Raw genomic sequence first — 12,627 nt, forward strand, 5'->3', positions numbered from 1 at the left:
GGTCGGGCTGATCGGGCGGCGGGCCGAGACTTTGACCGAAACCGCCGAGGGGGCCGGGGCGGCGCTGGTGCTGCCCTGTGACGTGACCGATGCGGCGCAGGTTGCGGCGGCGTTCGGGCAGGCGGTGGCCGAATGGGGGCGGCTGGATGTGCTGTTCAACAACGCCGGCATGTCGCTGAAATCCACCCCGATCGACCAGATCGCGGTGCAGGACTGGCAGGCACTGTCTGCGGTCAACATCACCGGCATGTTCCTGTGCGCCCGCGCCGCCTTTGGCCAGATGCGGGCGCAGTCCCCGCAGGGCGGGCGGATCATCAACAACGGCTCGGTCTCGGCACAGGTGCCGCGGCCGGGTTCGGCGCCCTATACCATGTCGAAACATGCGGTGACCGGGCTGACACGGTCCTTGGCGCTGGACGGGCGGACGCTGAACATCGCCTGTGGCCAGATCGACATCGGCAATGCGCTGACCGAAATGGCCGCCCCGATGACCCGCGGCGTGCCGCAGGCCGATGGCTCGGTGCGGGCCGAGGCAGTGATGGAGGCGCGCCATGTCGCGGACGCAGTGCTGCACATGGCCGGGTTGCCGCTGTCGGTAAATGTGCCGTTCATCACGGTGATGGCGACGGGGATGCCCTATATCGGGCGCGGCTGAGGCTTACTGCTCGGGCTCACTGCTCGGATTTACTGGGGCTTGCAGAACAGCTCATAGACCATGGCGACGGCATGGGACACCTTGGGGTCCTGGATGGCGTAATACATGGTCTTGCCGTCACGGCGACAGGTCACCAGACCCTCCAGCCGCAGCCGCGCCAATTGCTGGCTGACCGCCGCCTGACGCTGCTCAAGCAGGTCTTCCAGTTCGGTCACCGATTTCTCGCCCGCCTGCAGATGGCACAGGATCATCAGCCGCCCCTCATGCGCCAAGGCCTTCAGAAAGGCGGCGGCAAGGCTGGCCTGCACCACCATCTGATCGGGCGGCAACTGGCCGCAGCCATCGGCATTGGGGTCGGCAGGCGTTGCGATTGTGTCAAGCGACATGGGGCAGGACCTCTGGACTGAAATAATTCATAACATGGAATATGAGGCATGGCGAGACCCCGTGCACGAAGGGCGTCCGCTTCAGCCTAACCGTGCGGCGTGAAGCTGCCGTAAACTCCCTGGTTGAAGATCAGCGGCGCGCCGCTGTCCTGCTCGAACCGAAGCACCTGACCGACGATGATCAGATGGTCGCCGCCGTCGTGGCAGGCGTGATGCGCGCAGTCAAACCGCGCCAGACAGCCTTGCAGCAGCGGCACGCCTTCGGGATTGCGCAGGGCGGGCAACCCGGCAAAGCCGGCACCGCCACCGGCAAAGCGGGCGCTGAGATCGCCTTGCGCCTTGGCCAGCACATGCACGGCGAAATGCGGGGCTGCGGCGAAGGCGGCGGCGCGGCGCGAGGCCTTGGCCACTGCCCACAGCACCAGCGGCGGTGCCAGCGACAGCGCCGAAAAGCTGTTGGCGGTAAAGCCCATCGGCCCGACCTGTCCGGCAGCGTCCGGCCCGGTAATGGTGATCACCGTCACGCCGGTGGCAAACCGCCCCAGCGCATCGCGCAAGGCGCGGGCTTTCTGGGCATCGGGCGAAAGGCTGTGGGTCATGCTTGTCCTTGCCCCCTTGGCCGTAACGGCGGGCAGGGGTCTTTTGCGGTGGTGCGCGGCGGCTGTCAAAGCCAATCGTGCTGCGCAGGCAGCTATGCCACAGCGGCAACAGGGCAAGGGGGGCGCGGAAAAACCACCCCAGATCGCGCTTGGCCCGCGCCACGCTTGGCGCTAGGCATCAGGGAACCGTCTTGCAAAGGTTCGTCCATGCTTCACGCCTATGTCGAAACCGCGGGCCGGTTGCAGCGCCTGACACTTGATGCCAACCTCGCCTCGGCGCTGTGGATCGACCTGTGGTGCCCGATGCCGGCACAATCGGCCGCGGTGCAGGCGCTGGGGGTCGAAGTGCCGTCGCTGGCCGACATGGAAGAGATCGAGATCTCCAACCGGCTGTATCGCGAGGGCGGCATCGACTACATGACCGTGGTGCTGCCGGGCCTGGGCGAGGACAAGGCCCAGACCAGTGGCCCGGTCTGCTTCATCCTGACGCCAGAGCGGCTGGTGACGGTGCGCCACCACGCGCCGCGCCCGTTCGAGACCTACCCCGAGCGCGCCGACAAGGTGGGCATGGGCTGCAACACCCCGACCCGGCTGCTTCTGGGGCTGCTGGAGGAGATCATCGGGCGGCAGGCCGACTTGCTGGAAGGTGCGGGGCGCGATCTGGACTCGGTGTCGCAGGCGATCTTTGCGCCGCAGGCCGGGCCGCGCCGCCCGCAGGATCTGCAAGCGGCGCTGGAGCGGGTGGGCAAGAACGGCGAACTGCTGGGCCGGGTGCGGCTGGCGCTGCTGAGCATCGAGCGGGCGATGAGTTTCTTCACGCAAGGGCTGGCCGACCGGCCCGACGCCGAGGCCTTGCGCCCGATGGTCAAGGGGCTGGTGCGCGACACGCAGGCGCTGGAGGTGCATGTCGATTTCCTGTCCAGCCGGGTGCAGATGGCCACCGATGCGACGCTGGGCATGATCAATCTGGTGCAAAGCGCGACCGTGCGGATCGTGTCGGTGGTGTCGATGCTGTTCCTGCCGCCGACGCTGATCGCCTCGGCCTATGGCATGAACATCGACGCCATTCCGGGGCTTCATTCGCCGCTGGGCTTCGAGATTTCGCTGGGGCTGATGGTTTTGTCGGCGGCCGCGACCTATTTGTACTTCAAATGGCGCGACTGGCTGTAGCCGCCGCCCGAACCGGAGTTTGCCATGCCTGCAAGACTGCCCGCCTTCACCGCCCCCGGCCGCTTCTGGCGCGGCAATCTGCACACCCATTCCACACGGTCCGACGGCGTGTTGCCGCCCGAGGAGGTGTGCCGCCGCTACCGCGCCGAGGGCTATGATTTTCTGGCGCTGACCGACCATTTCCTCGGGCTCTGGGGCTATCCGATCGTCGATACCCTGCCGTTCCGCACGCCGGATTTCACCACCATTCTGGGGGCCGAGCTGCACTCCGGGCCGATGGAAAATGGCGAGCTGTGGCATATTCTGGCGGTCGGCCTGCCGCCGGCGTTTGCCCCGCCCGCAGCACCCGATTTCAAGGTGCATCCCGGCATGGAGACCGGGCCGCAGATCGCCGCCCGCGCGGTGGCGGCGGGGGCCTTTGTCGCCATCGCGCATCCGCAATGGTCCGGCCTGACGCTGGCCGATGCCCGCAGCATCACCGCCGCCCATGCGGTCGAGGTTTATAACCACGGTTGCGCCATGGGCTGCGACCGCCCCGACGGCTTCGGCATTGCCGATCTGCTGCTGTCCGAAGGCCGCCGCCTGAGCATGATCGCCACCGACGACGCGCATTTTTCCGAACCCGACCATTTCGGCGGCTGGGTGATGGTGAAGGCCACGGAAAACTCCCCCGACGCGCTGCTGGCGGCGCTGAAGGCGGGCGAGTTCTATTCGACGCAGGGGCCGGAGTTGCGCGACGTGAGGATCACCGCGACCGGGGTTGAAGTGGAATGCTCGGCGGTGGTGTCGGTGGTGGTGCAGGGGGCGGGGACGGCGTCGAAAGCCGTGCATGGCCAATCGTTGACCAAAGCCATGATTCCGTTCAGCGTGCTGAAAGGCACGCCCTGGGTGCGGGTGTCGCTGATTGATGCGGCGGGGCGCAGGGCCTGGTCAAACCCGCATTTCCTGTGACCTAGACTGCCAGCAGCTTGCGGAACAGCGTTTCCAGATAGACCTCGGCCTCGGGGTAGGGGTCGGCGCCTTCCGACCCCAGCACGGTGCGCACCTGCGCCTCGAAATCGGCATAGTGCTGGGTCAGCGCCCAGATCGAGAACACCAGATGCACCGGATGCAGCCGGGCGATGCGGCCCTGATCCATCCAGCCGCGCAGCACCGCCGCTTTCGCCTGCACGAGGTCGGTCAGACCGCCGCCGATCACCGACCCGATGCGCGGCGCACCCTGCAATATCTCGTTGGCAAACAACCGGCTTTCGCGCGGGAAATCCCGGCTCATCTGCAACTTGCGCTTCACATAGGTCAGCACTTCGGTGACCGGATCGCCTGCCGGGTCCATCGCGCGCAACGGGTCCAGCCAGGCGTCCATCAGATCGGAAAGCAGCGCGACATGGATCGCCTCTTTCGAGGCAAAGTAATACAGCAGGTTGGGCTTCGACAGCCCGGCCACCTCGGCAATCTGGTCCAGCGTGGCGCCGCGAAAGCCGTGTGTCGAGAACACCTCCAGCGCCGCGTCGAGGATGGTCTCGGAATTGCGGGCCTGAATCCTGGTTTTGGCGGGGGGCTGGGCATGCGGTCGGTTCATCTGCGGTCCTGAAGTGGTCGGTTTCGGCACGAAATGCCGCAACACAGGTTGAGCGAGGACTGAATTGCGCGCAACATGCAAATGTCGCGGCTTGACTGCCGGTCGCCGCCTGCTAGCGTGAATATGATCAAATAAATCGCGGCGCCGTTACGCGGGCCGCACCACAGGGAGTGACGCCGAATGGCGCTTGACCGCAAGACCACGCCGAATGACCTGAACGCCTTCTGGATGCCGTTCACCGCAAATAGGCAGTTCAAGAAGAACCCGCGGATGTTCGTGGGCGCCAAGGACATGCATTACACCACCGCAGATGGCCGTCAGGTGCTGGATGGCACCGCGGGGCTGTGGTGCTGCAACGCCGGTCACTGCCGCCCGAAGATCACCGAGGCGATTGCCCGGCAGGCGGCGGAACTGGATTATGCCCCGGCCTTTCAGATGGGTCACCCGGCGGCGTTCGAGCTTGCCAACCGCCTGATCGAGATCGCGCCCAAGGGCATCGAGCATGTGTTTTACACGAACTCCGGCTCGGAAAGCGTTGAAACCGCTTTGAAATTGGCGATTGCCTATCATCGGGCAAGGGGCGAGGGGGCGCGCACCCGGCTGATCGGGCGCGAGCGCGGCTATCACGGGGTGAACTTCGGCGGCATCTCGGTTGGCGGCATCGTGACCAACCGCAAGGTGTTCGGCAGCCTGCTGACCGGGGTCGATCACATGCCCCACACCCACCTTCCGGCGCTGAACGCCTTTACCAAGGGCCAGCCCGAGCATGGCGCCAATCTGGCCGACGAGCTGGAGCGGATCGTGACGCTGCACGGCGCCGAGACCATCGCCGCGGTGATCGTGGAGCCGATGGCGGGCTCGACCGGCGTGCTGCTACCGCCCAAGGGCTATCTGGAACGGCTGCGGGCGATCACCAAGAAGCACGGCATCCTGCTGATCTTCGACGAGGTGATCACCGGCTTCGGGCGGCTTGGCTCGGCCTTTGCCTCGCAGCATTACGACGTGCTGCCCGACATGATGACCACCGCCAAGGGCCTGACCAATGGGGTCATTCCGATGGGCGCGGTGCTGACCACCGCCGAGATCCACGACGCCTTCATGACCGGCCCCGAGAACATGATCGAGCTGTTCCACGGCTATACCTATTCCGGCAACCCGATCGCCTCGGCTGCCGGGATCGCCACGCTGGAAGTCTACAAGGAGGAAGGCCTGTTCGCCCGCGCCGCCGAAATGGCACCCTATTGGCAGGAGGCGATCCATTCTTTGCGCGGTCTGCCGCATGTGATCGACATCCGCAACGAGGGGCTGATCGGGGCGGTGGAGTTGCAGGGCATCGACGGCGCGCCGACCAAGCGGGCGTTCGAGGCCTTCCTGCGGGCCTATGAAAAGGGCATCCTGATCCGCACCACCGGCGACATCATCGCCATGTCGCCGCCGCTGATCATCTCGAAAGCCGAGATCGACACGCTGATCGGCACGCTGGCGAATGTGCTGAAAACCCTGCCATAACCAGCCGCTCTTCCAGCCCGCCGGGCTGTCATCGCAACGCCAGCGATGACAGCCGCCAAGGCTGGAAGAGCGCGCCGCTGGAGGTCCGATGCGTTCCCCTTGCACCGCTACCACCTTGGTCGATGACGACCGCGTCCGCGTCACCCGCTTCGATTTCATCCCCGGCGCCGAGACCGGCTGGCATCGCCATGGGTTCGATTATGTGATCACCGCCATCACCGATTGCCCGATGCTGCTGATCGGCCCGGAGGGCGAGGAACGCCGGGTTCTGGTGCCCGCAGGCAGCGCCTATCGCCGCGCCGAGGGCGTTGAACACAACGTGATCTGCGATGGCCCGGTGGGGATGAGCTTTGTCGAGGTCGAGCTGAAATAGGCCTCAGCCCAGCAGGCTTTCCAACCCGCGCACCACCAGCGCGTGATCCTCGGTCTGCGGCAGGCCCGACACCGTGGCCACCGCCACCACGCCGACCCCCGCCACCCTTATCGGCACCGCCCCGCCGTGGTCGGCGTAATTTTCGTGGTCAAGCCCATGCTTTTGCAGGATATCACCCTTGTCGCGGTTGCGCGCGCCCACCAGCAGCGAGGCCGCCTGAAACAGCAGCGCCGTGTTGCTTTTGCGCCTTGCCCAGAGGTCGTTCAGCGCCGTGGCCCCCGGCAGCGCCACATGGAACAGCGTGCGGTCGGCGGTGCGGATGTCGATCACCACCGGCAGCGCGCCCGCCTCGGCCATCGCCAGCAGCGCCAGCCCCAGCCGGATCGCCACCGCTTCGTCGAAGCGCGGCAGCACCAGCCGGGCGTCCTGTGCTTCCAATGCCTTGATATCCATCGCCCCGCCCCCAGATCATGCTTTGCCCGCTTGGTCTGGCAGCTTTGGCCGGGTCCGGCAAGCCGGGGCCTTGACCTTGCCGCCCCGCCGCCCGCAAGCTGGCAGCCGGAGACCCTGATGACCACCGCATCCCCCCAGACCGCGCGCTTCCTGCTGGAAGGCCTTGGCGACGCCGCCTCGGCCACCCGTGCCGAACGGGCGTTGCGGGGAGTTTCGGGGGTCAGTGCGGCGCGGGTCAATCTGGTCGATGGCAGCGCCGAAGTGGGGTTTGCCGCCCCCGCCAGCCGCGAGGCAATGGCGCAGGCGCTGGCGCAGGCCGGGGTGCCCGCGCGGCAGCAGACGCTGGTGCTGTCGGTCGAGGGCATGAGTTGCGGCGCCTGCACCGGGCGGGTGGAGCGGGTGCTTCGGGCGCAGCCGGGTATCCTGAGCGCCTCGGCCAATCTGGCGGCGCGGCGGGCCGAGGTGACGCTGTGGGAAGGCGCGGCGACGCCTGCCACGCTGGCCGCGGCGGTCAGCCGGGCGGGCTATGCGGCGGTGCCTTTGGCCGACGCCAACCCCGATGCGCGAGCGCAGGAATACACGCGGCTGCGGCGGGATACGATTGTAGCGGCGGTCTTGGCCGCCCCGGTTTTCCTGGCCGAGATGGGCGGGCATATCTTCCCCAGCCTGCATCACTGGATCGCCGGAAGCATCGGGATGCAGACCTCGTGGCTGATTCAGTTCGCCCTGACCACGCTGGTGCTGGCCTTTCCGGGGCGGCGGTTTTTCCTGAAAGGCCTGCCGTCGCTGGCCCGGCGCCAGCCCGACATGAACTCGCTGGTGGCGGTGGGCACGCTTGCGGCCTGGGCCTATTCCAGCATCGCCACCTTTGCCCCCGGCCTGCTGCCCGCCGCCAGCCGCGCGGTGTATTTCGAGGCGGCGGCGATGATCGTGGTGCTGATCCTGCTGGGCCGGATGCTGGAGGCGCGGGCGCGCGGCCGGGCAGGCGCCGCGATTGCGGGGCTGGTGCAGTTGCAGCCGATGCAGGCGCGGCTGATCGGGGCTGAAGGCGTGACCGAGGTGCCGATTGCCACCCTGACCCCCGGCGCGCGGCTGCAAATCCGGCCGGGCGAGCGCATCCCGCTGGACGGGGTGGTGGAGGAGGGCGCATCCGCGGTGGATGAAAGCCTGCTGACCGGCGAATCGATGCCGGTGGCCAAGGCGCCGGGCGATGCGCTGACCGGCGGCACGATGAACGGCTCGGGTGCGCTGGTGATGCGGGTTTCCCGCGTCGGGGCCGACACCGTGCTGGCGCGGATCATCGCCATGGTGGAACAGGCGCAGGGCGCCAAGCTGCCGGTGCAGGCGCTGGTGGACCGCATCACCCTGTGGTTCGTGCCGGTGGTGATGGGTCTTGCCGTTTTGACGGTGGCGGTCTGGCTGGTGTTTGGCCCCAGCATCGGGCAGGCGCTGGTGGCCGGGGTGTCGGTGCTGATCATTGCCTGTCCCTGTGCGATGGGGCTGGCCACGCCGGTGTCGATCATGGTCGGCACCGGGCGGGCGGCGCAACTGGGCGTGCTGTTCCGCCGTGGCGAGGCGTTGCAGACACTGGCCGGGGTGAAGACCGTGGCTTTCGACAAGACTGGCACGCTGACGCAAGGCAAGCCGGTGCTGACCGATCTTGTGGCGCTGAATGGGGCCGGGGACGACCTGCTGCGGCTGGCGGCGGCGGTCGAGACGCAGTCCGAACATCCGCTGGCGCAGGCGATTCTGGCGGCGGCGGCAGGGCAGGGTCTGGCTTTGCCCGAGGCTTCAGGCTTTGCCGCAACGCCGGGGCATGGGGCCGAGGCGATGGTTGAAGGGCGGTTGGTGCAGGTGGGTGCGGCGCGGTTGCTGGCGGGGGTGGACCTGTCGGCGCTGCTGCCGCAGGCCGAGGCTTTGGCAAGGCAGGGGCGCACGCCGGTTTATGTGGCGATTGATGGCAAAGCGGCGGGGCTGATCGCGGTGGCGGATGCGGTCAAGCCCTCGTCCCGGGCGGCGGTGGCGGCGTTGCGCCGGATGGGGGTCGCGGTGGCGATGGTGACGGGGGATGCGCAGGCGGTGGCGGATGCGATTGCTGCCGATCTGGGCATCGCGCAGGTGCATGCCGAGGTTCTGCCGGGCGGCAAGGTGGCTGTGGTGCAGGGCATGGGGCCGGGGGTGGCGTTTGTCGGTGACGGCATCAACGACGCGCCAGCCCTTGCCGCGGCGGATGTCGGCATTGCGGTCGGCACCGGCACCGATGTGGCGATCGAGGCCGCCGAAGTGGTGCTGATCGGCGGCGATCCGATGGCGGTGGCCACGGCGATCCGGGTCAGCCGCGCCAGCATGGCCAATATCCGGCAGAACCTGACCTGGGCCTTTGGCTATAACGCGGCGCTGATCCCGGTGGCGGCGGGGGTGCTGGTGCCGTTCGGCGGGCCGCAATTGTCGCCGGTGCTGGCGGCGGCGGCGATGGCGGCCTCGTCGATCTTCGTTCTGGGCAACGCGCTGCGGCTGCGGCGGTTGCGGGCGGGGAACTGAGTTCGGGTCTGCCGTCCTTGACAAAAGCCGCCCCGCGGCGGAAGTCTGCCCGACCATGCTTGATCTTCGCCCCGCCGGCTACATCATCGGAAATCTGCTTGTGGTTCTGGGTCTGCTGATGCTGATCCCGGCGGCGGTGGAATGGGCGGCGCAATCCGACAATGCCATGCCCTTCGTGCAATCGTCGTTTCTGACCACCGGCACCGGGCTGCTGCTGATGCTGGCGATGCGCAACTCGCTGCGGCAGGGGCTGAACATCCGCATCGCCTTTGTGCTGACGCTGGGCATCTGGATCTTCGTGCCGATGTTCGCGGCCTTGCCGTTCATCTATGGCGCGCCCTGGCTGGGTTTTACCGATGCCTATTTCGAGGCGGTGTCGGGCATCACCACCACCGGATCGACCGTGGTCATCGGGCTGGATTTCCTGCCGCCGGGGATGAACCTGTGGCGCGGCATGCTGAACTGGATGGGCGGGCTGGGCATCGCATTTCTGGCGATGATCTTCCTGCCGGTGATGCGGGTTGGCGGCATGCAGTTCTTCCGCACCGAGGGCTTTGACACTTTCGGCAAGGTGCTGCCGCGCGCCAGCGACATCGCGCTGTCGTTGCTGGGGGTTTATGCCGGGCTGACGGTGATCTGTGCCATGGTCTATTCGGCCCTGGGCATGACGCTGCTGGATGCGGTGGTGCATGGCATGGCCTCGATCGCCACAGGCGGGTTTTCACCGTCGGACATGTCGTTCAACAAATACCGCGGCGCGATGGAATATGCAGGCACCCTGTTCATGATCCTCGGCTCGCTGCCCTATATCCGCTATGTGCAACTGATGACGGGCACCGCCAAACCGCTGTTCAAGGATTTGCAGGTGCGATCCTACCTGTTGTGGATTGCGACGGCGACGGTGCTGGTGGCGCTGTGGCAGGCGCTGACCACCGGCGGCGAATTCGAGCCGACCTTCCGCGAGGCGCTGTTCAACCTGACCTCGATCATTTCCGGCACCGGGTTCTTTTCCGGCAATTTTGGCAACTGGGGCGGGCTGGCCTTGCTGGTGGCCTTCGTGCTGGGAATCATCGGCGGTTGTTCGGGGTCCAGTTCCGGGGCGCTGACAGTGTTCCGGGTGCAGCTTGCCGGGGCGGTGATTGTGGCGCAGGTGCGCCGGGTGGTCAGCCCCAACCAGATCGCCATGGTCAAATACGGCGGCCGCACCGTCGAGGACGACGTGATGAACGCGCTGATCCTGTTCGTGTCGGCCTATATCCTGACGCTGGGCGTGCTGAGCGTGGCGATCACGCTGGCCGGGGTGGACATGATGTCGGGGCTGTTCGGCATCTGGAGTTCGATGGGCAACATCGGCTACGGCATCGGGCCGATGGTGGCGCCGACCGGCACCTACATCGATTTTCCCACCGCCGCGAAATGGCTGATGATTCTGGCGATGCTGATGGGGCGGCTGTCGCTGATGGCGGTGCTGATCGTGCTGCTGCCGCGGTTCTGGCGGGCCTGATCCGGCGGCCGCAAGGCTGCGGCCCCCGGGTTCAGGCGTTCAGTTCCAGCACGACACCAGCACGGTCATGCCCTCGGCCAGCCCGGTCAGGTCTTCGGGGGCCAGCGCACCGGCACGGGCCGATGCGGCGGGGGTGATGCCCGCCTCGGCCAGTTTCGCGGCCAGGGCCGGGGCCGAGGCGGCAAAATCCACCCCGGCAGGCAGTTGCCGGGCGGCATCAGAGACGCGTGGCAGCAGCATCCCCAGCACCGAGCCCGCGCCATCCAGCACCGGCCCACCGGCATCACCCGCCAACACCGTCACCGCCAGCCGCACCATGCCGGGCTCGCCGTTCAGGCCGGTCGCGGCCTCCAGCGTGCCGAAGGACAGCACAGGTGCTGGCAGCAGGTCTTCGTAGGAATAGCCGGAAACCGCAATCTCGCCGCCAAGACGCGCCGGCCCGGTCAGCAGTTCGGCCACCACGGCAGGTGCCAGCGGTTTGCGCGGCTTCAGCACCGCGATGCCCAGGGCGGCATCGGTCAGCACCACATCGGCCTCGGTATCGCCGTCCAGAGTGATGCGGCTGCAGTTCTGCACGGCTTCGGTGGTGGTCAGCACCGCCCCCGCCGCATCGACGTAAAAGCCGCTGCGCGACAGGCCGGGGCGGCGCACTTCCAGCCCTGACAACAGGCCTTGCCGCGCGGTATCGGGCATCGGCACCAGACCGGGGTCCAGCGCGCGATCCCCAACGCCCTTGAAGCTTTTCTGCATCGCCGCCAGCACCCGCGCCATGCGGTCTGCATCCTGATCCGGCCCCCATATCAGCATGTAGCCCTTGACCAGCCCGCCCGACAGTTCGGCATAGCTGTGGCTTTGCACCGTGGCGCTGCGCCCGGTCAGGGTAAAGCTGCGCTCGTCGCGGCTGCGCTCGCCGTCCAGCGGCACCACTTCCAGCGTCTGCAGGATGTCGTAAAGGCCATAAAGCGTTGCCTGATCGCCGGGCTGGCTGATCAGGATCACCCGCACACCCGATCCGGCCTTTTCGGCGTAATGCACGAAGGGCGGCTCGAAATGGTCAAACTGCACCAAGGCCAGCGGCAGGGTGATCTCGATGCCGGATTCCGGTTCCGTCACCAGTTGCAGCCCCAGTTCGGCCTGCGCCGTGCCATAGGCCGCCAGCAGGTCGGCACGCTGAGTGGTGGTCAGGATGCCGGTGGGCTCCAGCCCCGCGGCCTCTTGCCAGGCGGCCATGGATTTGCGGGTGCCGGGACCGAAGGCGCCGTCGATCGCCGCATTGTAATGGCCGAACCATTGCAGCGCGGTCTGCAGCGCCTTGCGGTCGTCGGCGGCAAGGGCGGCCTCGGAGCGGCGGGCCTCGGCCGGGGTTTCCTCGATGAAAACGGGTTCGGGGACGGGCAGGGGGGCCACCACCGCCACTTCCGGTTCGGGGGCCGCTTCGGGTGCGGCTTCGGGGATGGCTTCAGGTGCCACGGCTTCGGGCGTCACCGCCTCGGGGGCCGCCGCTTGCGGCAACACCGCCCCGGGACCGACAGGCCAGAACTGGTTGCGATAGACCCGGCCATCGGCGATGAAGCTGTCGGCGGGCACCAGCCGTTCGGCCTTCAACTCTGCCAGTCGCGTTGGTGCCAGACCGGCGTCATAGGGGCCGATGGCGATGGCATACCACCCCGAGCCCATCTGGAACCCCGCGACATCGGGGAACACGCCGGTATAGGCCCGCGCCCGACCCTCGGCCTCGGCCAGCGTCGGCTGCGCTTCGATCTGCAACCAGACCTGCTGTTGCGCCTGCACCGCAACGGGTGTTGAAACCAGCAACGCCAGCATCAGGCCAAGAAAGAAAATCACTCGCGTCATCTGG

12 protein-coding genes are annotated in these 12,627 nt (G+C 67.2%); 7 read left to right on the plus strand and 5 right to left on the minus strand.

Features of this window, described 5'->3' with window-relative positions:
- A partial coding sequence (locus tag RSW2DRAFT_RS07510) for an SDR family oxidoreductase (protein WP_008029616.1) occupies positions 1-655 on the plus strand: 655 nt, incomplete at its 5' end.
- A 29-nt stretch (positions 656-684) separates the two neighbouring features.
- Here the strand turns inward: RSW2DRAFT_RS07510 and RSW2DRAFT_RS07515 are convergent.
- A complete protein-coding gene (locus tag RSW2DRAFT_RS07515; RefSeq protein WP_008029618.1) occupies positions 685-1,041 on the minus strand; it encodes an ArsR/SmtB family transcription factor in 357 nt (118 codons plus the stop codon).
- Positions 1,042-1,127: 86 nt separating this feature from the next.
- Positions 1,128-1,640 carry a flavin reductase family protein gene (locus RSW2DRAFT_RS07520; RefSeq protein ID WP_008029620.1) on the minus strand — a complete coding sequence of 171 codons (513 nt, stop codon included), beginning with the start codon at positions 1,638-1,640 and terminating at the stop codon, positions 1,128-1,130.
- A 207-nt stretch (positions 1,641-1,847) separates the two neighbouring features.
- On the opposite strand from RSW2DRAFT_RS07520, the gene RSW2DRAFT_RS07525 reads away from it, so the two are divergent.
- Both RSW2DRAFT_RS07525 and RSW2DRAFT_RS07530 read left to right on the plus strand, forming a co-directional pair.
- Complete coding sequence (locus tag RSW2DRAFT_RS07525; protein WP_008029622.1) at positions 1,848-2,810, plus strand: magnesium transporter CorA family protein; 963 nt, start codon at positions 1,848-1,850, stop codon at positions 2,808-2,810.
- Positions 2,811-2,834: 24 nt separating this feature from the next.
- On the plus strand, positions 2,835-3,761 hold the full coding sequence (locus tag RSW2DRAFT_RS07530) for a CehA/McbA family metallohydrolase (protein ID WP_008029624.1): 927 nt from the start codon (positions 2,835-2,837) through the stop codon (positions 3,759-3,761).
- Position 3,762: 1 nt separating this feature from the next.
- On the opposite strand, the gene RSW2DRAFT_RS07535 is transcribed toward RSW2DRAFT_RS07530, so the two are convergent.
- A complete protein-coding gene (locus RSW2DRAFT_RS07535; RefSeq protein ID WP_008029626.1) occupies positions 3,763-4,389 on the minus strand; it encodes a TetR family transcriptional regulator C-terminal domain-containing protein in 627 nt (208 codons plus the stop codon).
- Positions 4,390-4,569: 180 nt separating this feature from the next.
- On the opposite strand from RSW2DRAFT_RS07535, the gene RSW2DRAFT_RS07540 reads away from it, so the two are divergent.
- The gene (locus RSW2DRAFT_RS07540; protein ID WP_008029627.1) at positions 4,570-5,898 is read left to right on the plus strand and encodes an aspartate aminotransferase family protein; all 1,329 of its coding nucleotides are present in this window, start codon (positions 4,570-4,572) and stop codon (positions 5,896-5,898) included.
- A gap of 88 nt (positions 5,899-5,986) precedes the next feature.
- Complete coding sequence (locus RSW2DRAFT_RS07545) at positions 5,987-6,271, plus strand: cupin domain-containing protein (RefSeq protein WP_008029629.1); 285 nt, start codon at positions 5,987-5,989, stop codon at positions 6,269-6,271.
- Positions 6,272-6,274: 3 nt separating this feature from the next.
- On the opposite strand, the gene RSW2DRAFT_RS07550 is transcribed toward RSW2DRAFT_RS07545, so the two are convergent.
- The gene (locus RSW2DRAFT_RS07550; protein ID WP_008029631.1) at positions 6,275-6,724 is read right to left on the minus strand and encodes a heme-degrading domain-containing protein; all 450 of its coding nucleotides are present in this window, start codon (positions 6,722-6,724) and stop codon (positions 6,275-6,277) included.
- Between the two features lie 117 nt (positions 6,725-6,841).
- On the opposite strand from RSW2DRAFT_RS07550, the gene RSW2DRAFT_RS07555 reads away from it, so the two are divergent.
- On the plus strand, positions 6,842-9,265 hold the full coding sequence (locus RSW2DRAFT_RS07555) for a heavy metal translocating P-type ATPase (protein WP_008029634.1): 2,424 nt from the start codon (positions 6,842-6,844) through the stop codon (positions 9,263-9,265).
- A gap of 55 nt (positions 9,266-9,320) precedes the next feature.
- A complete protein-coding gene (locus RSW2DRAFT_RS07560; RefSeq protein WP_008029636.1) occupies positions 9,321-10,769 on the plus strand; it encodes a TrkH family potassium uptake protein in 1,449 nt (482 codons plus the stop codon).
- 39 nt (positions 10,770-10,808) lie between these two features.
- Here RSW2DRAFT_RS07560 and RSW2DRAFT_RS07565 read toward each other — a convergent pair whose 3' ends face one another.
- Entirely contained in the window at positions 10,809-12,623 is a 1,815-nt protein-coding gene (locus tag RSW2DRAFT_RS07565) for a serine protease (protein WP_008029637.1), read from the minus strand.
- Positions 12,624-12,627 lie beyond the last annotated feature (4 nt).

This window comes from Rhodobacter ferrooxidans, from assembly GCF_000176015.1.
Taxonomy (GTDB): Bacteria; Pseudomonadota; Alphaproteobacteria; order Rhodobacterales; family Rhodobacteraceae; genus Pseudorhodobacter_B; species Pseudorhodobacter_B ferrooxidans.